The 23,874-nt window shown below is 34.2% G+C and carries 26 protein-coding genes and 1 tRNA gene; 14 read left to right on the forward strand and 13 right to left on the reverse strand.

Features of this window, described 5'->3' with window-relative positions; translation table 11 throughout:
* Positions 1–47: 47 nt before the first annotated feature.
* A complete protein-coding gene (pdxH, locus tag K5R64_RS07135; protein ID WP_220762216.1) occupies positions 48–704 on the forward strand; it encodes a pyridoxamine 5'-phosphate oxidase in 657 nt (218 codons plus the stop codon).
* Between the two features lie 32 nt (positions 705–736).
* Here the strand turns inward: pdxH and lpxD are convergent, their stop codons facing one another.
* A complete protein-coding gene (gene lpxD, locus K5R64_RS07140) occupies positions 737–1,735 on the reverse strand; it encodes a UDP-3-O-(3-hydroxymyristoyl)glucosamine N-acyltransferase (protein WP_220762218.1) in 999 nt (332 codons plus the stop codon).
* Positions 1,736–2,025: 290 nt separating this feature from the next.
* A protein-coding gene (gene prfB / locus K5R64_RS07145) for a peptide chain release factor 2 (protein WP_220762220.1) occupies positions 2,026–3,127 on the reverse strand; the annotation gives its coding sequence in 2 pieces (ribosomal slippage) (positions 2,026–3,063 and positions 3,065–3,127; 1,101 coding nt in all).
* An 87-nt stretch (positions 3,128–3,214) separates the two neighbouring features.
* On the opposite strand from prfB, the gene K5R64_RS07150 reads away from it, so the two are divergent.
* Positions 3,215–4,240 carry a low specificity L-threonine aldolase gene (locus K5R64_RS07150; protein WP_220762222.1) on the forward strand — a complete coding sequence of 342 codons (1,026 nt, stop codon included), beginning with the start codon at positions 3,215–3,217 and terminating at the stop codon, positions 4,238–4,240.
* Positions 4,241–4,440: 200 nt separating this feature from the next.
* On the opposite strand, the gene K5R64_RS07155 is transcribed toward K5R64_RS07150, so the two are convergent.
* Entirely contained in the window at positions 4,441–5,154 is a 714-nt protein-coding gene (locus tag K5R64_RS07155) for a YebC/PmpR family DNA-binding transcriptional regulator (protein ID WP_220762223.1), read from the reverse strand.
* Positions 5,155–5,388: 234 nt separating this feature from the next.
* The gene (gene gcvT / locus K5R64_RS07160; protein WP_220762224.1) at positions 5,389–6,471 is read right to left on the reverse strand and encodes a glycine cleavage system aminomethyltransferase GcvT; all 1,083 of its coding nucleotides are present in this window, start codon (positions 6,469–6,471) and stop codon (positions 5,389–5,391) included.
* A 134-nt stretch (positions 6,472–6,605) separates the two neighbouring features.
* On the opposite strand from gcvT, the gene K5R64_RS07165 reads away from it, so the two are divergent.
* The 3 genes from K5R64_RS07165 (at position 6,606) to K5R64_RS07175 (ending at position 9,108) form a co-directional block, all read left to right on the forward strand.
* A complete protein-coding gene (locus K5R64_RS07165) occupies positions 6,606–7,457 on the forward strand; it encodes an NAD(P)H-hydrate dehydratase (RefSeq protein WP_220762225.1) in 852 nt (283 codons plus the stop codon).
* Between the two features lie 116 nt (positions 7,458–7,573).
* The gene (locus tag K5R64_RS07170) at positions 7,574–8,614 is read left to right on the forward strand and encodes a GMP reductase (protein ID WP_220762226.1); all 1,041 of its coding nucleotides are present in this window, start codon (positions 7,574–7,576) and stop codon (positions 8,612–8,614) included.
* Positions 8,614–9,108, forward strand: coding sequence for a GNAT family N-acetyltransferase (locus K5R64_RS07175; protein ID WP_220762227.1), 495 nt, complete (start codon positions 8,614–8,616; stop codon positions 9,106–9,108). The genes K5R64_RS07170 and K5R64_RS07175 overlap by 1 nt, the downstream gene beginning before the upstream one ends.
* A gap of 27 nt (positions 9,109–9,135) precedes the next feature.
* Here the strand turns inward: K5R64_RS07175 and K5R64_RS07180 are convergent, their stop codons facing one another.
* The 4 genes from K5R64_RS07180 to K5R64_RS07195 form a co-directional block, all read right to left on the reverse strand.
* Positions 9,136–9,705: a pentapeptide repeat-containing protein gene (locus K5R64_RS07180; RefSeq protein WP_220762228.1), complete on the reverse strand. Its 570-nt coding sequence runs from the start codon at positions 9,703–9,705 to the stop codon at positions 9,136–9,138.
* 223 nt (positions 9,706–9,928) lie between these two features.
* The gene (locus K5R64_RS07185) at positions 9,929–10,765 is read right to left on the reverse strand and encodes a flagellar motor protein MotB (RefSeq protein ID WP_220762230.1); all 837 of its coding nucleotides are present in this window, start codon (positions 10,763–10,765) and stop codon (positions 9,929–9,931) included.
* 74 nt (positions 10,766–10,839) lie between these two features.
* On the reverse strand, positions 10,840–11,826 hold the full coding sequence (locus K5R64_RS07190; protein ID WP_220762232.1) for a glycosyltransferase family 2 protein: 987 nt from the start codon (positions 11,824–11,826) through the stop codon (positions 10,840–10,842).
* Complete coding sequence (locus K5R64_RS07195; protein ID WP_220762234.1) at positions 11,823–12,275, reverse strand: type I restriction enzyme HsdR N-terminal domain-containing protein; 453 nt, start codon at positions 12,273–12,275, stop codon at positions 11,823–11,825. Before K5R64_RS07195 ends, K5R64_RS07190 begins: the two co-directional genes overlap by 4 nt.
* A 247-nt stretch (positions 12,276–12,522) precedes the next feature.
* Between K5R64_RS07195 and holA the strand changes: the two genes are divergently transcribed.
* From holA to ettA, 3 genes are all read left to right on the forward strand, one after another.
* The gene (gene holA, locus K5R64_RS07200; protein WP_220762236.1) at positions 12,523–13,527 is read left to right on the forward strand and encodes a DNA polymerase III subunit delta; all 1,005 of its coding nucleotides are present in this window, start codon (positions 12,523–12,525) and stop codon (positions 13,525–13,527) included.
* Between the two features lie 46 nt (positions 13,528–13,573).
* On the forward strand, positions 13,574–13,756 hold the full coding sequence (locus K5R64_RS07205) for a CAL67264 family membrane protein (RefSeq protein WP_220762238.1): 183 nt from the start codon (positions 13,574–13,576) through the stop codon (positions 13,754–13,756).
* A 71-nt stretch (positions 13,757–13,827) separates the two neighbouring features.
* On the forward strand, positions 13,828–15,522 hold the full coding sequence (gene ettA / locus K5R64_RS07210; RefSeq protein WP_220762240.1) for an energy-dependent translational throttle protein EttA: 1,695 nt from the start codon (positions 13,828–13,830) through the stop codon (positions 15,520–15,522).
* A 138-nt stretch (positions 15,523–15,660) separates the two neighbouring features.
* Here the strand turns inward: ettA and K5R64_RS07215 are convergent, their stop codons facing one another.
* The 4 genes from K5R64_RS07215 to K5R64_RS07230 form a co-directional block, all read right to left on the reverse strand.
* A complete protein-coding gene (locus K5R64_RS07215; RefSeq protein WP_220762242.1) occupies positions 15,661–16,515 on the reverse strand; it encodes a hypothetical protein in 855 nt (284 codons plus the stop codon).
* Between the two features lie 6 nt (positions 16,516–16,521).
* Positions 16,522–17,229 (reverse strand): Ig-like domain-containing protein, encoded by a 708-nt coding sequence (locus tag K5R64_RS07220; protein WP_220762244.1) that lies wholly within the window; start codon positions 17,227–17,229, stop codon positions 16,522–16,524.
* A gap of 140 nt (positions 17,230–17,369) precedes the next feature.
* Positions 17,370–17,786 carry a thiol-disulfide oxidoreductase DCC family protein gene (locus tag K5R64_RS07225; protein WP_220762246.1) on the reverse strand — a complete coding sequence of 139 codons (417 nt, stop codon included), beginning with the start codon at positions 17,784–17,786 and terminating at the stop codon, positions 17,370–17,372.
* A 31-nt stretch (positions 17,787–17,817) separates the two neighbouring features.
* Positions 17,818–19,986, reverse strand: coding sequence for a DNA mismatch repair protein MutS (locus K5R64_RS07230; RefSeq protein WP_220762248.1), 2,169 nt, complete (start codon positions 19,984–19,986; stop codon positions 17,818–17,820).
* A gap of 156 nt (positions 19,987–20,142) precedes the next feature.
* Here K5R64_RS07230 and ung point away from each other — a divergent pair, with 156 nt between their 5' ends.
* Positions 20,143–20,814: a uracil-DNA glycosylase gene (gene ung / locus K5R64_RS07235; RefSeq protein ID WP_220762250.1), complete on the forward strand. Its 672-nt coding sequence runs from the start codon at positions 20,143–20,145 to the stop codon at positions 20,812–20,814.
* A gap of 142 nt (positions 20,815–20,956) precedes the next feature.
* Positions 20,957–21,030, forward strand: a tRNA-Pro gene (locus tag K5R64_RS07240).
* Between the two features lie 16 nt (positions 21,031–21,046).
* Here the strand turns inward: K5R64_RS07240 and K5R64_RS07245 are convergent.
* Positions 21,047–21,667, reverse strand: coding sequence for a hypothetical protein (locus tag K5R64_RS07245; protein WP_220762251.1), 621 nt, complete (start codon positions 21,665–21,667; stop codon positions 21,047–21,049).
* Between the two features lie 205 nt (positions 21,668–21,872).
* Here K5R64_RS07245 and K5R64_RS07250 point away from each other — a divergent pair, with 205 nt between their 5' ends.
* The 4 genes from K5R64_RS07250 to tpx all read left to right on the forward strand — a co-directional run bounded on the left by K5R64_RS07250 (position 21,873) and on the right by tpx (position 23,874).
* Positions 21,873–22,511, forward strand: a complete 639-nt coding sequence (locus K5R64_RS07250) for a peroxiredoxin (protein WP_220762253.1) — start codon at positions 21,873–21,875, stop codon at positions 22,509–22,511.
* A gap of 115 nt (positions 22,512–22,626) precedes the next feature.
* On the forward strand, positions 22,627–22,935 hold the full coding sequence (locus tag K5R64_RS07255) for a co-chaperone YbbN (RefSeq protein WP_220762255.1): 309 nt from the start codon (positions 22,627–22,629) through the stop codon (positions 22,933–22,935).
* A gap of 61 nt (positions 22,936–22,996) precedes the next feature.
* Complete coding sequence (locus K5R64_RS07260) at positions 22,997–23,254, forward strand: DUF6952 family protein (RefSeq protein WP_220762257.1); 258 nt, start codon at positions 22,997–22,999, stop codon at positions 23,252–23,254.
* A gap of 122 nt (positions 23,255–23,376) precedes the next feature.
* Positions 23,377–23,874, forward strand: a complete 498-nt coding sequence (tpx, locus tag K5R64_RS07265; RefSeq protein WP_220762259.1) for a thiol peroxidase — start codon at positions 23,377–23,379, stop codon at positions 23,872–23,874.

Raw genomic sequence — 23,874 nt, forward strand, 5'->3', positions numbered from 1 at the left:
AGTTGAATTCTTAAACGGATTGCGTTTAATTTGGAAAAAATAAAGTTATGAGTGATTTAAGTAATTATAGAAAGTCATACGAAAAAAGCGAATTATTAGAGATTAGTATTCCTGAAGATCCTATTAATTTGTTCAACCGATGGTTTCATGAAGTGGAAAATTTTGATGGTCCTGAAGCTTCAGGAGCAGAAGTAAATGCGATGACAGTTTCAACTTTTGGATTAGATGGTTTTCCAAAGGCAAGAGTGGTTCTATTAAAACGATTTTCTGAAGAAGGATTTATTTTTTATACCAATTATCATTCTGAAAAAGGAAGAGCAATAGAACAAAATCCAAAAGTTTGTTTGTCATTCTTTTGGCATTCTATGGAACGTCAGGTTATTATTAAAGGAATTGCATCTAAAGTTTCTGAAAATATTTCGGATAATTATTTTGATTCAAGACCAGTGGGTAGCAAGCTAGGTGCTGTAGTTTCCAATCAAAGTGAAGTGATTCCGTCTAGAGCCTATTTAGAAACCGAATTAAAAAAATTAGAAACACAATACGAGCAAGGAAACATTCCTAGGCCTAAACATTGGGGTGGTTTTATTGTAGCACCAATAGAGGTTGAGTTTTGGCAAGGTCGAGCCAATCGTCTGCACGATAGAATTCGTTATACTTTACAAGAGGATTATTCGTGGAAAATAGAACGATTAGCGCCATAAGCTATTCGTTCTATTTTTACTATTGGATAGCTCTATGATTTAGAATTTGCTACTAGTTTTTTCAATATTGCCCACTGTTTTAAAGCATCACGAGCTTCAACTGCGGGATAGCCCAACATGGTTTTTCCGGCTGGAATGTCACATGTGACACCTGAACCTGCACCAACTACAGCGCCGTCTCCTATGGTCGTATGGTCTTTGATAGAAGCACTTCCTCCGATGATAACTCCATTCCCTAAAGTAACGGAGCCCGCTAAACCACTTTTTCCAGCCATAATGCAATAGCGCCCTAGTTTGCTGTTGTGACCTATTTGTACTAGATTGTCAATTTTACATCCATCTCCAATAATAGTAGAACTAAACTTGCCTCTATCGACACAGCTATTGGCACCAATTTCAACATTGTTTCCAATGATTACATTACCAATTTGAGGAATTTTGACTAATCCTTTTTCAGGACATGGACGAAAACCAAAGCCGTCGGCTCCAATAGTAGCGTTCGGATGAATTATACAGTTATCTCCAATATGGCATCGTTCTCTCACGACCGTCCCTGACCAAATAACCGTATTCTCTCCGATAGATGATTCATCTAAAAGAGTAGTATTTGGATAAAGAATACTGTTTTTACCTATGCTTGTCTTTGGTCCTACATAACAACCCGCGCCAATTTTTACTCCAGATGCAATTTGTGCCGTGATTGCAACAGTGGCGCTAGGGTGAATTGTTGTTTCAAATTCAGGCATGGGTAAAGCAAAAAGTTCCAAAATTTGGGACATGGCCAAATCGGCATTTTTTACTTTAATAAAAGCTCTATTTGCACCAGGTTCAATTGAAATGTCTTCGTTAACAATAGCAACACAAGCTTTGGAAGTAGCCCAAAGTTTTTCGTATTTTTTGTTACCAATAAAAGAAATTTCAGTTGTACTTGCTGCTTCTAATTGTTCTGGGGCTGTAATTTTTTCTTGGGTATTGCCTAAAATTATTCCTTTTAGGACTTCATTAATCTCGGTTATGGTGTAGGATTTCATAAATAGCTTGTAGTTTAGGAATCAAATAAAGTGATTTGTTTGGGCTAATCCTAATTATTTAATTGTTTAGCGGTAAATGTTAACACTATTTCCTTTTTTTGCTAAAAAAATACTATGGCTTTAACATAAAAGGCAAATTAAGCTGTATAAATCTAATTCACTTTATTTATTGAAAAATTTTGTTGCCCTACCAATTCTAATGCTTAATCTGGGTTATAATGAAGCATAAAAAATAGCCTTTGAATTGATAAGTATCAAAGGCTATAATATTTTTTAGGAAGAGGATGTTTTTATTCGTCTTCTTCTTTTTGTCCCATCATCATTAAATAGGCTTTTAAAAATTCATCAATTTCACCATTCATTACAGCATCCACATTGCTAGATTCATAACCCGTACGAACATCTTTCACAAGTTTATAAGGTTGCATCACATAATTTCGAATTTGTGAACCCCATTCAATTTTCATTTTACCTGCTTCAATATCATTGCGTTGTTCTTGTTGTTTTTTTAATTCGATTTCGTACAATTGCGAACGCAACATTTGCATGGCTCTTGTGCGGTTATCGTGTTGAGAACGTGTTTCTGAACATTGAATTTGGATTCCTGAGGGTTTGTGAACCAATTGAACTTTAGTTTCCACTTTGTTCACATTTTGACCACCAGCGCCACTGGAACGTGCAGTGGTAATTTCAATATCTGCAGGATTGATTTCGATTTCAATAGTATCATCTACTAAAGGGTAAACATAAACAGAAACAAAAGACGTGTGTCTTTTCGCATTGCTGTCGAAGGGAGAAATACGCACCAATCGATGGACACCATTTTCTCCTTTTAGATAACCAAAAGCAAAGTCTCCTTCAATTTCTAGTGTAACAGTTTTAATTCCAGCTACATCACCTTCTTGGTAGTTAAGCTCGCGTATTTTGTAGCCTGATTTTTCTGCCCACATCATGTACATACGCATCAACATCGAGGCCCAATCACAACTTTCGGTACCACCAGCTCCTGCGGTAATTTGCAATACAGCACTTAACGCATCACCTTCGTCAGAAAGCATGTTCTTAAACTCAATAGATTCAATATGGTGTTCTGTTTTGCTATATTGCTCATCGAGCTCCTCTACAGAGAGTTCGCCTTCTTTATAAAATTCGTAAGCCAGTTGCAATTCGTCGGATAACGAAACGGCTTTATTGTAATCGTCAATCCACTTCTTTTTAGATCTTAGATTTTTCACAATAAGTTCCGCTTCTTTGGCGTTATTCCAGAAATCAGGAGCAAAAGTTTTTTCTTCTTCGTTAGCAATTTCGATTAATTTAGCATCAACGTCAAAGATACCTCCTCAACGCACCAAGGCGCTCCACAATACCTTTAATTTGTTCGGTAGTTGTCATAAAATTTGTAATTTTGTTGCGCAAAAATAGAAAAATTTTGTGAAGGGACAAGTTGCTTCTTGTTCGTATTATATTATAAAATAAAGAATGGAAATAAATCTTGTTAGTGACACTGTTACTAAGCCCAGTTTCGAAATGCTAGAGTGTATGTTTAACGCTCAAGTAGGGGATGATGTTTATAAGCAAGACCCTACTGTGAAAGAATTAGAAGCTACTGTTGCTCAAATATTTGGAATGGAATCTGGGTTGTTTTTTCCGTCTGGAACAATGGCCAATCAAACTGCAATAAAACTTCATACACAACCTGGTGAGCAAATTATAGCTGATAAAAGTTCACACGTTTATTTATATGAAGGTGGTGGTGCTTCTTTTAATAGTGGCGTTTCTTTTTCTTTGATTGACGGTGAAAGAGGCTTGATAACCGCTGACCAAGTTGCTCAATCCATCAATGATCCTGAATTTTATCACAGCGCATTGACTAGTTTGGTCTGCGTAGAGAATACTACTAATAAAGGGGGTGGAGCTTGTTATGAATTGGAAGAATTGCAAAAAATAAAAGCGGTTTGTGATGCGCATCAGTTGAAATTCCATTTGGATGGTGCTCGAATTTGGAATGCATTGATGGCCAAAAAGCAAAATCCAAAAATGTTTGGGCAATTGTTTGACACCATATCCGTTTGTTTATCTAAAGGATTAGGAGCTCCGATAGGTTCCGTCTTATTGGCAGATAAAGCTAGCATAGCACGTGCTGTACGTATTAGAAAAATTTTGGGAGGTGGTATGCGCCAAGTAGGTTATTTAGCAGCAGCTGGATTATTTGCACTCGAAAACAACATTTCGAAATTACCCGAAGACCATCGAAGAGCAAGAGAAATTGCACAGGCATTGCGCAAAACGCATTGGGTGGATACGATTGCACCCGTAGAAACTAATATTGTCATTTTTACAGTGAAACCGCAGTATAATGAAAAACTAATTATAGAAAAATTAAAAAGTAAAAATATTGCCATTAGTGCGATGGGACAAGGAAAGTTACGTGTGGTAACTCATTTGGATTATCGTGAAGTAATGCACGGGTATGTTTTGGAAGCCATAGGCAAATTAGAGTTGTAAATTGTAGATTTAGGGAAAGGGTTTAACAGGTTTATAAAAATCATTTTGTGTCCCAAATCCCTAGCCCAGATAGCAGTGGAAATCCTTTTACTAAGGCGTTTTAGCCTTAGTAAAAGATTGAAACGAATAGCTGGAAAAAGCTCCAAAAAAAAACTCCAGCATGTACGCTAGAGTTTTCTGGTTTCAAATGGAGCGAAATTTTAAGCTTCTTCCATGGTATGATATACGTTCATCACATCATCGTCTTCTTCAATTTTTTCAATCAATTTTTCAACATCGGCCATTTCAGCTTCGGTTAATTTTTTAGTGATTTGAGGAATTCTTTCAAATCCGGATGACAATATTTCGATGTTACGGTTTTCTAATTCTTTTTGAATAGTACCAAAACTGTTAAAAGGGGCGTAGATTAAGATTCCGTCTTCGTCTTCGAACACTTCTTCTGCTCCAAAATCAATTAATTCTAATTCCAGTTCTTCTGGATCAATACCGTCTTTTGGAATTCTGAAATTACAAGTATGGTCAAACATAAATTCTACCGAACCTTGAGTTCCTAATGTTCCATTGCATTTGTTGAAATAGCTTCTTACATTAGCAACGGTTCTATTATTATTGTCGGTGGCCGTTTCAATCAATAAGGCAATTCCATGAGGTGCATAACCTTCAAAAAGTACTTCTTTATAGTTTGCAGTATCTTTTTCGGTTGCTTTTTTGATGGCGCGTTCTACGTTTTCTTTAGGCATGTTGGCTGCCTTAGCATTTTGGATTACTGCTCGCAATCTAGAATTGGCATCAGGATTAGGACCACCTTCCTTAACTGCCATAACGATATCTTTTCCGATACGAGTAAACGCTTTGGCCATGGCTGACCAACGTTTCATTTTTCTTCCTTTTCTAAATTCAAATGCTCTTCCCATTTCTATTTTTGTTTTTTAACGAGTGCAAAAATACAATTATTCTGCAAGTTTTAAAATGATTTATTATTTGCGTGGTGTTTTGGAAAACAGATTAAAGAAATCAAATAAATTTTAAAATTCATCTTTTATTTCAACTATTTAAATGTCCTTCTTTTTTCTTAAATGATTTAAATAAAATCTTAGATGTTAAAAAAAGGAAAAATTCAAAGCAACTCAGTCCTTCAGGACTTTTCTTTACTTCTTATAAAATGGCAATTTCACCACTTTTGCTAATGCATCTTTTTTTCGGATGCGAATGTAAATTTCGCTATCAACGGCACTATTTTCGACAGTTACATAACCAAGACCAATTCCTTTATTTAAGGAAGGTGACATTGTTCCAGAAGTCACAATTCCGATAGGGCTACCGTTGGCATCTACAATTTCGTAATCATGTCTAGGAATGGCACGTTCTTGCATTTCGAAACCAATTAATTTACGACTTACTCCTTGTTCTTTTTGTAATTTAAGATTAGCTGAATTGGTAAATTCTTTATTAAATTTGGTAATCCATCCTAAACCAGCTTCTATAGGAGAGGTAGTGTCGTTGATATCGTTTCCGTAAAGGCAAAACCCCATCTCTAAACGCAAGGTATCACGTGCAGCCAATCCAATAGGTTTGATACCAAATGCCGCTCCGGCTTCAAAAACATTATTCCAAATGGTTTCGACTTCTGAATTTTTACAATAAATCTCAAAACCTCCAGCTCCTGTATAACCCGTAGCCGAAATGATTACGTGTTCGATTCCAGCAAAATCTCCTACCACAAAGTGATAATAAGCAATGGAAGCTAAATCAATAGACGATAAAGACTGCATGGCTTCGACGGCTTTGGGGCCTTGAATAGCCAAAAGAGAATAATCATCAGAAAGATTTTTCATTTCAACATCTAAATCGTTTTGACTCGATATCCATTCCCAATCTTTCTCTATATTAGAGGCATTAACGACTAATAAATATTGTTCGTCTTTGATTTTGTAAACCAATAAATCATCAACAATTCCTCCAGCTGTATTAGGCAAACAAGAATATTGCGCCCTACCATCGGTTAAAATAGCGGCATCATTTGAAGTTACTTTTTGAATTAAAGCTAATGCATTAGGTCCAGAAAGCAAAAATTCACCCATGTGAGAAACATCAAATACACCCACAGCAGTTCGCACTGTTTCGTGTTCTATATTGATTCCTTCGTAGGAAATAGGCATATTGTAACCTGCAAAGGGTAACATTTTGGCTCCTAAATTTTCATGGATATGCGTCAGTGCTGTATTTTTCATTGTTGTTTTTACTAAGTTTTTTTAAGGGAGCTAATTTATTGTTTTTTTAGGTAATAATTTTAGCAAAAAATAATTAATTGTTTTGTTATATCTTTTTGTAATTATTCGTAATTTTAAGTAAAAGTTTACAAAAAATGAAAGTACTTTTACCTATAGATAAGAACGAAATAGTAAGACGCTATAAACCAGTTTCTTTTGATACTCACAAGGGAATTCAAGGACATGCGATGATTATAGCGGGTAGTTATGGTAAAATTGGAGCCGCAGTCTTAGCAACTAAATCTTGTATCAAATCGGGATGCGGGCTAGTTACTGCATTTATTCCTAGATGTGGATACCACATTTTGCAATTGTCTAACCCAGAAGTCATGGTAGTAACCGATGATGTCGAAAAACGTGTTTCTAATATTGCTGTTGGTTTTCATCCCGATGCGATAGGATTAGGTCCTGGTTTAGGGATGTCACCGCAGACTCAAAAAGCCGTTATCCATTTTTTAAGAAAACATTATTATCCTATGGTAATCGATGCCGACGGATTGAATATTTTAGCAAAAAATACAGAAGGTTTGTATTATTTAAAACCTAAAACCATATTAACACCTCATTTAAAAGAACTAAAGCGGTTAATAGGGGAATGGTTAACTGAGGAAGAAAAATGGGAAAAAGCTATAGCCTTTTCGTTAAAATACAATTTGATTATAGTTATGAAAGGCGCACCTACCTATATTATTGATGGTACAGATGTATATCAAAATTCAACTGGCAATGCCGCATTAGCTACAGCAGGGAGTGGTGATGTATTGACAGGAATCATTACAAGCCTATTAGCGCAGTCTTATACGCCTTTGAATGCCGCTATCATTGGGGTGTATTTACATGGTTTAACTGCTGATATTGCTCTGCCAGATATGGGAACCCAATCTTTTATCGCTTCGGATATTATTGCTTATTTAGGGAAAGCCTTTTTGAGTTTGGAAAAAGCATAGATTCTGGATTTCATTTCTAACAATTATTGTTGATAAATAGCGAATTAGTTTTCGGTTGAGTTATTATTTTTTGGTTCCAAAAAAAGTAAATTTGAGAGTAATCAAAAGTGAAAACGATGAGAATAGAAACCGACCTCAAAATAGGATTTAAAGATGTTATGATAAGGCCCAAACGTTCAACGCTCAAAAGTAGAGCAGAGGTTACCTTAGAACGCAATTTTAATTTTTTGCATAGTACTAAGAGTTGGACTGGCGTTCCCATTTTTGCCGCCAATATGGATACCGTAGGCACTTTTGAAATGGCAAAGGTTTTGGTACAACAAAAAATATTTACTGCCATCCATAAACATTATTCTGTAGCGGAATGGAGTACTTTTTTAAATGACATACCTCAGGAATGGTATTCTTATATTGCCATAAGTACTGGAACAGGTAAAAAGGATGCCCAGAAAATGGCTCAAATCATACAAGCCCATCCGTTACTGCAATTTATCTGTATTGATGTTGCTAATGGATATTCTGAACATTTTGTAAATTTTTTGAAACAAATGCGACAAAATTATCCTGATAAAGTCATCATTGCAGGAAATGTGGTGACAGGTGAAATGGTCGAAGAATTATTACTAGCTGGTGCTGATATTATAAAAGTAGGTATTGGTCCAGGTTCAGTGTGCACTACAAGAGTGAAAACAGGGGTAGGTTATCCCCAATTATCCGCTATAATTGAATGCGCGGATGCTGCTCATGGTTTAGGTGGCCATATCATAAGTGATGGAGGATGTACGACACCGGGTGATGTTGCAAAGGCCTTTGGTGCGGGCGCTGATTTTGTTATGCTCGGTGGTATGCTTGCGGGTCATGATGAAAGTGGAGGGGAATGGATTGAAGTTAATGGCAAACCCTATAAACAGTTTTACGGAATGAGTTCAACTACTGCCATGAATAAACACGTAGGCGGTGTGGCAGAATATCGGGCGAGTGAAGGAAAAACAGTTAAAGTGCCTTACAAAGGAGGTGTTCTCCATACAATTTTAGATATATTGGGTGGCTTACGAAGTACCTGTACTTATGTAGGAGCTTCTCGTTTAAAGGAGTTAACGAAAAGGACCACTTTTATTCGTGTGAGTGAACAAGAAAATAAAATTTTTACCGAGTAATGATTGAAATTTTACCAGCTACTCCAAAAGATTTTCCAAGTATTCAATTTATAGCACAGCAAACTTGGCCTGTGGCTTATGCATCAATTTTGTCTCAAGAACAGCTGTATTATATGTTGAATTTGTTTTATTCGGTGGAGCGAATGGTAGAAGATTTTGCTAAGGGACATCATTTTGCATTGGCTAAAGAAAAAAATGAAGCCATTGGTTTTGTTTCATTTGAGCATTTTATTTTGGATGAATCCCGTACAAAAATCCATAAATTATATGTTTTACCTAATCAACAGACAAAAGGAATAGGAAGGGCTTTGATTACATATGTTACACAATTAGCCATTGAAAATCAAACTACAGCTGTTTTTTTGAATGTAAATAGAAACAATAAAGCAGTTGAATTTTACAAGAATAATGGTTTTGTAATCACTAAAGAAGAAAATATCTCTATTGGTGAAGGATATTGGATGGAAGATTATGTGATGGAGAAAAAAATCTAAACTTTTCTAAAACCTATTTTGCACTTTTTATTCGACAATAATCTGATGTGTATGCAACAATCCTTTTAGTTCGTCTAATGAAAAAATTGCTTTTTTGAGTTTGGTTTTTTTAGGGTTAATGCTGTAATTTTTACTAGTGATAAAGTTGGTTTTATTTGCAGTGGCATAATCAAATTCAGCACGGTATAAATTGCAGTTATCAAAAGTGACTGCTGTCAAATCTGCCTGCATAAAATCTACAGCGATTAAACTACAATTTAAAAAATGGGTGTTTTTCATTTTCAACGCGTAAAATTTTGAAAAATCTAAAACACAATTTTTGAAATGTATTTCAAAAATAAGTTTGTCGCACATCGCAAAATTGACATCTATAATTTGACAACCATTAAAATGTACGGTTCTAAAAGCAACATGATTGATTTTGGTACCATTAAAATTACAGTTATTAAAAGTACAATCGATAAAGGTTACGGCTGTAAAACTGCAAACTGTAAAATCGCAATTAGTGAACACACAAGCCTCAAATTCTTTAAAGTTTAATTCTTCCTCGGCAAACCGTTGTTGGTTATAAGTAATATCGAGAAAATATTGAGGCATATTTTTTTTTTTTGTAAAAGTAGCAAATAGCAAATGTTTTTTCCCTCTTTATTTTTGAAAAAAATAAGAATAGACTTTTTGCATCTTGTTGTAGTAACGACACTATTATAGCAATTTTGTATTAAACGAATTGGGTGTTCGAAAATAAATTTTAAGCTACTTACTGGGTAAAAAAAAACGTCCCTTACGAGACGTTTTTAATAATTTGAATAAGCTTGCTAAATTATTTACCAGCTTGTTTTTTCATTTCTTTTTCAATCATATCGTAGAATTGATCAATTTTTGGTAATACTACGATACGTGTTCTACGGTTACGGGCTCTATTTTCAGCAGAGTCATTTGAAACCAAAGGTACGTAAGAACTTCTACCTGCAGCAACTAATTGCTCTGGTTTAACCCCTAATTGATTTGTTAAAACACGGATGATTGATGTAGAACGTTTTACACTTAAATCCCAGTTGTCAATCAAAATACCGTTTCCAATATAAGGAACGTTATCTGTATGTCCTTCCACCATGCATTCAAAGTCTGGTTTATCGTTTACTACTTTAGCTACTTTGGCTAATACTCCTTTAGCTCTATCAGTTACTTCATAGCTGCCGCTTTTGAATAATAACTTATCAGCAATTGAGATATAAACCACTCCTTTTTCAACATTGATTTCGATGTCTGGATCAGAGATTCCAACCGAACTTTTCAAGCTAGACACCAATGCAATAGTAACGCTATCTTTTCTAGTTAAAGCATCTTGTAATCTTGTGATTTTTAAATCTTTCTCTTTTAAGCTTTCTAACGATTTTTCTAAGTTTTCAGCTCCTTTTGAAGTTAACATTGTTAAGTTCTTAGAAGTGGTAATCAAAGTTTCGTTGTGCTCTTTTAAACCTGCAACTGATGCTGCAAGACCTGCTTTTTCTTCAAGACAAGTGTTTAATTTTACGGTACAAGTATTTAATAAATCTTGTGTTTCTTTGTTACGAGCTTCTAATTCTTGATATTTCTTTTTTGACACACAAGAGGCCAAAAGAGTTAGTACTGATAATGCTACTACGATTTTTTTCATAAATTCATTAATTAGGTTTGGGTTACAAATTTAGTTTTTAATGTTTAAAATTGACTTATAAAATACTGTTAAAATTAGTTAACAAATACCTTGCCATTGTTAAGGTAGTACTGATAAACAATGGATTTTACTTTGTAGTAGTGAGGTGTTTGAAAACGACTTCTTTTTTTGTAATTACTTGAAAATGAAAGATAAAAACTAAAGTGGGCTTTTAAAATGGCCCAGCAATGTGTGCTTTTTCCTTGTGAAATAAATTTTAATCCAGCGATTCCATCAAGTATTAATCGGGTGAATAAAATAGGTAATAGACTTTTTTTGGGTAAGTTTTTTACTAACATGAATAATGAATTCCTAAAATTGAGATAGGTTTTTTTAGGGTTTGATTGGTCCAAAGTAGCACCACCTACATGATAAACAGTGGTGTTTGGATTGTATTTTATGGTGTGTTGGTGATTAATAACACGCCAACACAAATCGATTTCTTCTTGATGCGCAAAAAAATCATCATCAAAACCTTTTAACTCATGATAAACAGAAGAACGGATAAAAAAACAAGCTCCAGATGCCCAAAAAATGGAGGTTTCATCATCGTATTGCCCTTTATCTTCTTCGATAGTTTCAAAAATACGTCCACGACAATAAGGATAACCATATTTGTCTATAAAACCACCTCCAGCACCCGCATATTCAAATTTTTTTTTGTTTTTATAATCCAAAATTTTAGGCTGTACAATCGCAGTTTGAGGTTCATTGTTGAAATTGGAGATAATGGGTTGTAACCAATTTTCGGTAACTTCAATATCCGAATTGACCAAGGCATATATATCTGCTTGAATGTGTTGTAAGGCTTCATTGTATCCACGTGCAAAACCATAATTATGCTGGTTTACGACAATATGAACATCAGGAAAATTTGCTTTCAAAAAAGATACGGAATCATCCGTAGAGGCATTGTCGGCTACGTAAATTGTAGCTTCGGGGGAATAGTGTACAACAGAGGGTAAAAATTTTTTTAATAATTCAACGCCATTCCAATTGAGTATTACGACTGCTATTTTCATTTATAACTATTGTATGAGGGAATTTCAGGTAAAAAATCATATTTTTCATTGACATAATCCATGCGACAAAAATAATGATTCAAACCATTGGTTACCATTAAAAAATGGGCATTTAGAGTGAGATTGTATCGCGCTATTTGATCAAAAACAGTTTGCGAAATCTTAATTTCGGGCGCTTTGCATTCGACCAATATTTGAATGGAACCGTCGGAGTTATAAACCACTACATCATAACGTTTTGTTAAGCCGTTCACTTTCAGTAGTTTTTCAACGTTAATGAGTGATTTGGGGATTTGTTTTTCTTCTAATAAATACCGTACCACATGTTGTCGAACCCACTCTTCGGGAGTGAGAATGATAAATTTTTTCCTGATTTCATCAAATATAGCCACTTTATTTTCGCTATTTTTGAATCGAAAAGAATAAGGTGGGAAATTAAGCTTTTGCATGGAGCAAAAATAGTTATTTAGTTTATAGTTTTGCTACTCAACAAGAAACTCTAATGAATAAAAAATGTTAAACACAATTTTCGCTGAGTTTACACAAAGTAAGAAAGTCATCGATGTAAATAACATTAAAATAGAATTCTTATTTGGTAAAATTTGATAAATAATGGCATAGCGTTTTTTGTGTAAATTTGTTTAAAAAGAATTCAATTGGTGTAAGATTTCCAAAACCTAAAACCTGAAAAAAATCATGGACGACGTAGTAAAAATTGTAAACGACATAAAGGCTGGTCAAATCAAACCTATTTATTTTTTGATGGGAGAAGAACCATATTATATAGATAAATTGTCTGATTTTATAGAAGATACCGTTTTGTCTGAAGATGAAAAAGGGTTTAATCAGACGGTTTTATATGGACGCGATGTTACAATTGATGATATTATTTCAACTGCCAAACGTTATCCGATGATGGCAGACAGACAAGTTGTAATCGTAAAAGAAGCACAGGAATTAAGTAGAACAATTGATAAGTTAGAATCGTATGCCGAAAATCCTATGCCTACAACAGTTTTAGTTTTTGCATACAAATACAAAACACTGGATAAGAGAAAAAAAATTACCAAAACCTTAGCCAAAAATGGTTTGGTGTATGAGAGTAAAAAATTATACGAAAATCAAGTAGGGGATTGGATAAAAAGAGTATTATCTGGGAAAAAATATGCTATTGAGCCTAAGGCAGCCGCCATGTTAGTTGAGTTTTTAGGAACTGATTTGAGTAAGATTAATAATGAATTGGAAAAATTGCAGGTGATTTTACCCAAAGGAAGCACGATTACAGCAAGTGCAATCGAAGAAAATATTGGGTTTAGCAAGGACTTTAATGTATTTGAATTACGAAAAGCCATTGGTGAACGCAATCAATTAAAGGCCTATAAAATTGCCGAATACTTTGCACACAATCCCAAAGACAATCCGTTGGTAATGACAACAGGTTTGATTTTTGGTTTTTTTGTGCAATTATTAAAATACCACGGAGCTAAAGATAAAAATCCATCAAAAATTGCAGGATTGATAGGGGTGAATCCTTATTTCATGAAAGAATATGAAGTTGCCATCAAAAACTACCCCATGCGTAAAGTAAGTCAAATAGTTGCGGCTTTACGCGAAATTGATGTAAAAAGCAAAGGAGTAGGAGCAAATGCACTTTCTAATGGAGATTTATTAAAAGAAATGCTATACAAGATTTTTAATTAGCCTTAATTTTTAACGATATTTGCCTTTTAAAAAAATACCACATTTTATGGGAATGAATAAAAATACAATATTGGGCTGGGCTACATTTATAATGTTATTGATGGGGTTTCTGTTAATAGGATTGGGAGCTTTTCGATATGATGATGTTGCTGGCTGGGGTTTTGCTGCTGTTGGCGTAGGGTTCTTAGCGATATCTTGGGTGTTTAATTCTTTGAAAGGAAGGCTTTAAAGTCAAATTTCACTTTTTAAAACTTCAATACCAACGAATAAAATTAAATAATCACATAACAATAAATAAAAATGTCAGACGATAAGAAAGTAATATTCTCAATGTCCAAGTTGAGTAAAACCTATCAAGGTGCGGATAAACCAGTACTTAAAAACATTTATTTGAGCTTTTTCTATGGTGCTAAAATTGGTATTTTAGGATTGAATGGTTCAGGTAAATCGTCATTATTAAAAATCATTGCGGGAGTTGATAAAAATTACCAAGGGGATGTGGTGTTTGCACCAGGATATACTGTTGGGTATTTAGAGCAAGAACCAATTCTTGATGATAGCAAAACCGTAATTGAGGTTGTTAGAGAAGGAGTTGCTGAAACGATGGCAGTTTTAGAAGAATACAATAAAATAAATGATTTGTTCGGACTTCCAGAGAATTATGAAGACCCAGATAAAATGGACAAATTGATGGATCGTCAAGCGGCTTTACAAGATAAGATTGATGCTTTAGGCGCTTGGGAAATTGATACAAAGTTGGAAATTGCTATGGATGCATTGCGTACCCCTGATGGTGATACACCAATCAAGAATCTTTCAGGAGGAGAGCGTCGTCGTGTAGCCTTATGCCGATTGTTGCTAAAACAACCTGATGTATTATTATTAGACGAGCCTACCAACCACTTAGATGCCGAGTCAGTATTGTGGTTAGAGCAACATTTAGCACAATATGCAGGAACCGTAATTGCTGTAACACACGACCGTTATTTCTTAGATAATGTAGCAGGGTGGATTTTAGAATTGGATAGAGGGGAAGGTATTCCGTGGAAAGGAAATTATTCTTCTTGGTTGGATCAAAAGTCAAATCGTATGGCGCAGGAAGAAAAAGTAGCTTCTAAACGTAGAAAAAACTTAGAACGCGAGTTGGAGTGGGTACGTCAAGGTGCCAAAGGCCGTCAAACAAAGCAAAAAGCGCGTTTGCAGAATTATGATAAATTATTAAATGAAGACCAAAAAGAATTGGATGAAAAATTAGAAATTTACATTCCAAACGGTCCTCGTTTGGGAACGAATGTGATTGAAGCCAAAGGTGTTTCGAAAGCATTTGGTGATAAATTGCTGTATGATAATTTGAATTTCACCTTGCCACAGGCAGGAATTGTTGGGATTATCGGGCCAAATGGTGCTGGTAAATCAACAATTTTCAGAATGATAATGGGGGAAGAGCAAACTGATAAAGGAGAGTTCACAGTAGGAGATACGGTAAAAATCGCTTATGTTGACCAATCACACTCTAATATTGACCCTAATAAATCTATTTGGGAAAATTTTTGTGATGGACAAGAATTAATCATGATGGGAGGTCGTCAAGTGAATTCTAGAGCTTATTTGAGTCGTTTCAATTTTGGAGGTAGTGACCAAAATAAAAAAGTAGCTACTCTTTCCGGTGGGGAACGCAACCGTTTGCATCTTGCAATGACTTTAAAAGAAGAAGGAAATGTATTGTTGTTGGATGAGCCTACTAATGATTTGGATGTAAATACACTACGTGCATTGGAAGAAGGATTAGAGAAATTTGCTGGTTGTGCAGTGGTTATTTCACACGATCGTTGGTTCTTGGACCGAATCTGTACACATATTTTAGCATTTGAAGGTGATTCCGAAGTGTATTATTTTGAAGGAGGGTTTTCGGAATATGAAGAAAACAAGAAGAAACGTTTAGGTGGTGATTTGACTCCAAAACGCTTGAAATATAAAAAATTAATAAGAGGTTAAAATAATGATTGAGGTTTAAAAAAGAGTTGTCCCGATGGGCTATACAGCTTCAAACGTTTAAACCTAATAAATAAAATGAGCTTGATAGATGCATCAGGCTCATTTTTTTTATTAAATTTAATCGGGTACTATTATTGACTATTGAATATCCATAAAAAGTCCTGCTGTATAAGTAGGTGCTGCAAAAGTTATTTTCCCAGTTAAAACATGTGTGTAGTTTACCATAACCCCCAATTTAGGGGTGACATAATAGGCAAGTTCCCCTCCTAAATTGGTAAATTCAACATTGTTAGCAAAAACACCTTGTCCTGTACCAGTAAGATTCCCATTGTTTAAAGAACTTACATTACTAAATTTTAGGGCTACAAAAAATGCATTATTAAATTTTGTTCCTATTTCAGCGCCGTAATGCAATTCATCTGAAAAACCATTAGTCCTATTGTTAAAGCCTGAATATATTTTACCATAGCTATTTTGGTTTTTAATTTTGAAAGGAAATCCCAAGTCTATAAGTAACAATTGATTGAATTCACCGTCTCCGGTTTGTAAACTGCCATCAGCTCCCCCTTCTTTTTTTCCAGTAGGCAATCCTAATTTCACAGTGGTAGATAGAGCCAAATAATCGTTTTTTATTACACCTAAACGCGCACCTAATTCAATATCACCTATTGAATTTACTGCTTCTCCAGGCACTAATATAGCACCAGATGTCTTTGAAACTTGTTCGTTTTGATACACCCTAGTAAAAAGTGGTAAGTAGGCGATTAAGTCTAGTTTGTTGCCTATTCCATGTTCCGCATAAACACTTGCTACAAAGTTTCCTCTTGTTGCATTCGGGTCTTTTTTTCGGGTACTGGTAAAATGTTCGTCAGCAACTAAATAACTAGCTGATACTTTGTAATATCCATTCCCTTTTCCTTTATTCCATTGGGCAAAAGCGAATTGACTGAATAGCAAAACCAGCAGTGAAAATTTTAATAATGAATTTTTCATCGTTTTTTATTTGTTTTTGATTTGAGCTTCTCCAACCTTAATATTAAACGGGTCACACCAATGTGTTAAATATCCAAAATCATTGATGCTGACTCCAGCAATATCCAATGTAAATGCACCAGTATAAATCACGCCATCAGCATCACCTGCGGCATCTATTTTAAGAGCCCCATTTCTTGAATTTGGATTATTGGTTAAATACATTGCAAATCCAGGTAAGGCTCTGTCGGCAACATAATTCGTTGCAAATGAGATGCGAATTCCTCCTGTAATTTCAGTTATTTCAAAATCTCCCGCTGATTTGTAGGAACTCGTATTAGTTAATTTACCAATCTTAACAACACCATTTGAAGGAGGTGTAGAGGTATTGATTACCGTAATTGGAGTAGAATTACTTACTGTTTTTCCTTCATAAATCGATGATACAGTAACTTTAGTGGTTCCCTCACTTACAGCAGTAATTTTTTTTAGTTGATTATCAACCGAAACAATCGAAGAATTTTCAGATTCTAGGGTAAAATCGACAGTTTGTTTAATTCCAAGATTATCAAAAAAGAAGGCATCTAATACGACAGATTCCCCCATTTTAAAATTTGAAAAAGAATTATTGATTCGAATACTTTCAGGTATTTTGTCATCTACAATATCCTCACCCACACAGGAACTCAAACAAAAAACAAAATTTAATAACAGGATGAAATGAAATGGTCTCATTTGATGTATTTTTTGGTTATACATTTAATCAGACGGTGTTTCAAAATAATCCTGACAAATTATTGATGTAAAGGGTGTTTAAAGTATGAATGAAGTAGTTTTTTTGTAACTAATTTTTTTTGTTAATGAAAAAAAAGTAGTCATTCTAAAAACTTGGCTTTCAATTCAGGTGTCGGAATCATGCAATGTTCCTTTTTTCCATACCATTTGTAGCGATTTTGAGCTACATAATCATAAATGTAATTGGTAAAGGAGGTAGGTAAGAATTTAAAAAGACTTACCCAACTAATTATCCCATCTAAATGTTTTGCAATATGAAAAGCAGCTTCGGACTTGTAGTAATACGCTTTTCCGGGGTCGTAGAAAATAATGCTATCCGTTTTTTGATTGTCAATTCCAAGGTATAGAAGGATTTTTTGTCCCAAATCTGATTGCAAAGCGACAAACCTAAAAATATCTTTTTGGTCATGTTTAATGATAAATTGTACTGAAGCATTGCAAAGATTGCAAACTCCGTCAAAGAGGATTATTTTTTTATTTGGGGGTAGGTTTTGCATTTTTATAGTGATTGTGAGAAATCATTTTGTTCTACTTATTCTTCACCGCCTCCACTAATTCTAATTCGTCCAGACTTACTTTGGAGGTAAATAAACCGTAATTTACAGTAGCTTTATTTTTTTCAATTTGATCAATACTTCCCACAGCTTTGCCGTCAATCATTCGTACACGATCACCTAACTTCAAGACATATTTGGGTTTTTCAATAACAGGTTTTAGTTTCTTTTCCTTTTTTTCTTTTCTAATTTCTTCAACTTGTACTTCAACCTCTTTGATGATTTCTTTTTTCTTTTCAATCAATGCTTTGGTTTCTTTTGGAGTAGCTTTTTTTCTTTTGGAATTTTCAATTTCGATGATTTTCAAAAATTCTCCAATAAGGACTTTTTTGTTTTTGTTATTAAAATATTTTTCAGCAATATCTTCAATCTTTTGGCCAATATAAATGGTTTTTTGATTGCTATCAAATAATTCTTGGTAACTCTCTAACTTTTGTTTGATTTTGACATTGATGGTCTCCATCTTTTTCCCTTCTTCTCGTGCTTTGCTTTCTTCTTCTTTTAAAGTTTGGGATGTTTTTTCTAGTTTAGAACGCTCTTTTTGGAGTGTAGCAATTGTTTTGTCAAAACGAACTTTTCCCACTTCAATTTTCTTTTTGGCACGATTAATTAAACTAAACGGAATACCATTTTTTAAAGCAACTTCAAAGGTAAACGAACTACCCGCTTGACCTAAAACCAATTTATACATAGGCTCTAATGATTTTTCGTCAAAAAGCATGTTAGCATTGGTCGCATAGGGTAGCTCATTGGCTAAGATTTTCAAATTGGTATAATGTGTGGTAATGATTCCAAATGCTTCTCGATGGTAAAATTCTTCTAAGAAAATTTCGGCCAATGCACCTCCCAATTCAGGGTCAGAACCTGTTCCGAATTCATCAATGAGGAACATGGTTTTGTGGTTGCATTTTTTTAAAAAATAGTTCATGTTTTTCAAACGATAACTATAAGTACTTAGATGATTTTCAATAGATTGATTGTCGCCAATATCAGTTAGAATTCGGTCAAAAAGAAAGGTTTCAGAGCGCTCATGTACCGGAATCAACATACCTGATTGAAGCATCAATTGAAGCAGTCCAACTGTTTTTAACGAAATAGTTTTTCCACCAGCATTTGGTCCTGAAATAACGATGATTCGGTTCTCTTGATGCAGTTCGATGGTTTGTGGATAGGTGATTTCCTTTTTTTGTTTGTTCGTTAAGTATAAGATAGGGTGGTAAGCTTCTCTAAAAAACAATCTTCTATTGTCACTAATCGTTGGCAATATTCCGTTAATTTTTTCAGCATATTTAGCTTTAGCTGCTATAACATCAATGTCACTTAAAAAATCTTGGTATTGTTGTAATAAGGATACAAACGGACGAATTCCGTTGGTCAATTTTTTTAAAATACGAGTAATTTCTTCCTTCTCTTCGTATTCTAAATTGCTCAATTCACGAGAGTAACGCAACGTAGCTTCGGGTTCGATGTAAGCGATGCTTCCCGTTTTGGAACTTCCTAAAATAGTTCCTCTTACTTTTCGGCGGTACATAGCCAGTACAGCTAAAACACGACGGTTTTGAACAATACTTTCTTTAATATCATCCAAATACCCCAAACCATTATATTGTGTCAAAGCGACTCCAAAACTTTGGTTAACTTTGCCTCGAACAGTATTCATACTTCGACGAATTTCAACTAAAGCAGGTGAAGCATTGTCTTTAATTTCTCCATATTTATCCACCACCGCATCAATTTGGGTGATAATATCTTTGGTTAATTGTACTTCTGAAGCTCTTTTATTTATGGTAGGGTAGTACTCGTCAAATTTTCGTAAAAAATTCAACAAGAAGTTGACCGTTGCCGATAAATTAGCAATTTTTCTAAAACTTCCTACTTCTAGAAAACTATCTTCGATGGCAAGAAACTTTATTTCATGTGTGATGGCATCAAAACCGTGGTTTGGAATTGCATTGTTATTTTGAAATGAAGAGACATATTCTGAAGTTTGCCACAAAGCATTCATTAAAGTTTCACGGTCCTTAAATGGAGTGATTTCTAATGCTTTTTGTTTGCCAATATCGGTATTACAAATATCCGAAATGGTTTCGAGTATGGTAGGAAATTGTAAGTCTTGTAATGTTTTATCGGTGATAGATATCATTAGTCGTAAAAGATTCTTTTTTATGCAAAAATAGGCAATCATAAAGATTATTACATAGCCTGATACTAAGTTTTGTAAAGTTTTAGTCGCTGTACCATGTTACTATCATGACTTACTTAGTTGGAGTTGTTTATCTTTGCAATCAAATTTATACTTATGGCATTCCATTTACCACAAGATTGGCGCGAAAAACTCGCTGATGAAATACAAAAACCGTATTTCAAAGCATTGGAATTGGCAGTTAGTCAAGAATACCAACAAGGGATTTGTTTTCCACCCCAAGACTTGATTTTTTCTTCTTTAACTCATTGTTCATTTGATGCTGTCAAAGTGGTTATTATAGGTCAAGACCCGTATCACGGACAAGGGGAGGCCAACGGTTTGAGTTTTTCAGTAAATGATACTGTCAAAATCCCCCCGTCATTGCGTAATATTTTCAGAGAATTGTGTGATGATTTGGATTCTATTTTTATGCCTACAACGGGAAATTTGATTCATTGGGCGCAACAAGGTGTTTTGCTTTTGAATGCGAGTTTGACAGTACGGAAAGACAGTCCTAATAGTCATAAGCATTTGAAATGGAATGTTTTTACTGATGCAATTATTGAAAAAATATCCCAAGAAAAAGAGCATGTGGTATTTTTACTTTGGGGTGGATTTGCTCAAAAAAAAGGAAGTAAAATTAATCGAGAGAAACATTTGGTACTCACCTCAGGCCACCCTTCTCCTATGAGTGCCAACCAAGGAAAGTGGTTTGGGAACAAACATTTTAGTATGACTAACGAATATTTGAAAAAAAATAATTGTACCCCAATTAAATGGTTATAGATCAAAAGGTGTCCAATTGATTTGCTATTAAAGCTTTAGACGATGTTATACAGTTCTATGAACTCAGCATGTTTTATTGGGCAAAAATATTTTGTAAAATGTGTCTTTGAAAATTAAATAAATAAAATATATTTGCACCTCTCGGGATGTAGCGCAGCCTGGTAGCGTACTAGCATGGGGTGCTAGGGGTCGCTGGTTCGAATCCAGTCATCCCGACTTTTTTTAAATTAATTTATTCATATACTGGATAAAAATAAATTTCTTCACGATATCCTTTTTGTTGATTCGTTCGTATTTCTTTTATACAAGTTCCTTTTTCGTCTTTGAGTTCGCATGTAATCAAGAGTTCTTCAATATCGTTTTCATTACGGTCTTTAGTAATAATTTTAGTTAATTTGGTATCGTTATAATAAAAATGTAAGGTGTTTAAAGGGGGATAATAATCTACAATTTTAGCAATAGTCCCATTTTTATTGTAATGGTAAATGGCCTCTGTTTTTTTGTGACGCTTTTGTGTATAACAACTAATGCGTTCACGTTGTTTGAATTTCCATCTTGTTTTACAATAATATGGTTCTTCGTTTGGGTAAATTTCGACTACAAACCATAACTTTTTTTTAGTTTCCTGAATAAGGTCTCCAGAAGCAGAAAGTGTTTTGGAGTATCTGATCCGACCATTTTTAGTAAAAAAGAATTCTTTTCTATATTGCAATTCTTTATGATTGTCATTTATGAAATATTTCTCTTCTGTAGCTGATGTTACACCTGAGGGTAATTGTCGTATAGCACTATATTTTTTTGTAGCACAAGAAAGTGTCACAAAGGTGGCTATAATAAGGAGTAGCAATTTCATAACAATTAGATAACTAATACTAAGGTACTTCTTTCTTATTCGATTTACTACAAAAAGTGTTGATTTTTAATCAGTTGGAGTGTTTTTCAGTTGTTAAATAAGTAAAACTTATTATTGTATAAAAATATATAATTGAAATTGATAAATGAGTTAGAGAGAGAACCACTATTTTTGCCACAGAAATTAATTAAAAAATTAAATTATTATGTCTTTAGTAGGAAAAAAATTCCCAAGTATTGCCGTTGATGCCATTTCTGAAATGGGTGACAATTTAAAAATCAACATCTTTGAAGAAGCTACAAAAAACAACAAAAAAGTACTTTTGTTTTGGTATCCAAAAGATTTCACTTTTGTATGTCCAACAGAATTACACGCTTTTCAAGCTGCTTTGCCAGAATTTGAAAAAAGAAATACTATCGTAATTGGTGCTTCTTGTGATACTAATGAAGTACATTTTGCTTGGTTGAACACAGCTAAAAACAATGGTGGTATTGAAGGAGTTACATACCCAATCTTAGCCGATACTAACCGTAACTTATCTTCAATTTTAGGAATTTTAGATATCGAATCTTCTGAATACAATGAAGAAACAGATTCTTTAATCATTGAGGGGTCAAATGTAACTTACAGAGCTACTTATTTAGTTGATGAAACAGGAAAAATTTTCCACGAAAGTGTAAACGATATGCCATTAGGACGTAACGTAAACGAGTACTTACGTATGATTGATGCATACACACACGTACAACAAAAAGGGGAGGTATGTCCTGCAAACTGGGAAGCTGGTAAAGAAGCAATGAGTGCTGATAGAATCAGTACTGCGGCTTACTTGAGTGCTAACTAATTACTAGAAGATTCTAAAATTTAAAGGTACTAAGGTTCTAAGTTTAATATATCTAAAAAGCTTGTAACCTTAGTACCTCAGAATCTTAGCAACTTACAACCTTAAAAAGAAAACTATGTTAATAGAATTAAACGAAGATACATTGGCAAACTTGGTTGCCGAAAACAATAAAGTAGTGGTTCAATTTTCAGCTTCATGGTGTGGAAATTGCCGAATCATGAAACCAAAATTTAAAAAACTAGCTACTGAGAATGAAAATATCACTTTTGCGTTTGTAGATGCTGAAAATTTTCCAGAATCCAGAAAATTAGCTAATGTAAGTAACTTGCCTACTTTTGCTACGTTCGTGGATGGTAAATTAGTAAACGAAACCCAAACGAATAAACAAGAAGTTCTTATTGAATTAGTTAAAGAAATAGCTTAGTAGTTGAATTGTTTGATCGATTAAACGGTTAAACAAATAACCAAATTAAACAATTTAAAACATGAAACTACCAATAATAAAACATCTTACTCAGTTTATTGAAGAAAATGACCAAGATTACATTATAGAAACCATTGAAGTCTTAGAAGCGATGACTGAAATTAGTTCGCTAAAAGAAGAGGAGTTAGATGTGATTGGAGAGTTGATTTCAAATATGTATGGAGCCCTAGAAGTACATAAATTAATCAAAAACGGAACAGATAAAAAAGAAGCTTTAAACGCATTTATGAAACGCGTAATGAGTTCTATAGACAAATAAAATAAGTCAGGTACTTGATTTTTTCAAAGCAACGCATACTACTTTTAGGTGCGTTTTTTTGTTTTTAAAACTAAAATCTTAAATAATTTTCATACTTTTGAACCTCAATAAAAACAAAAAATATGGCTTCGATTACATTAAAAGGAAATGCAATAAACACTAATGGTGAATTACCTAAAGTAGGTTCAAAATTAGCAGATTTTAAATTAATTCAATCAGACCTTTCGGTTGCAACATTAAGCAATTTCGCAGGTAAAAAATTAGTATTGAATATATTCCCAAGTATCGACACTGGGACTTGCGCAGCTTCAGTTAGAAAATTTAACGAAAAAGCAGCTCAGTTAGAAAACACAGTGGTGTTGTGTATTTCAAGAGATTTGCCATTTGCTCAACAACGTTTTTGTGGTGCAGAAGGTATCGCTAACGTGGTGAACTTATCTGATTTTCAAGAAGGTAGTTTTGGAAAAAACAATGGTTTATTGATTGTTGACGGACCATTGGCTGGTTTACTTTCAAGAGTACTTATTGTTGTAGATGCTGATGGTACAATTCTGCATACAGAGCAAGTAGCTGAAATCGTTGATGAGCCTAATTATGATGCTGCATTAGCAGTACTTTAA

Origin of the sequence: Flavobacterium sp. UMI-01 (assembly GCF_019656315.1) — a bacterium.
Taxonomy (GTDB): domain Bacteria; phylum Bacteroidota; class Bacteroidia; order Flavobacteriales; family Flavobacteriaceae; genus Flavobacterium.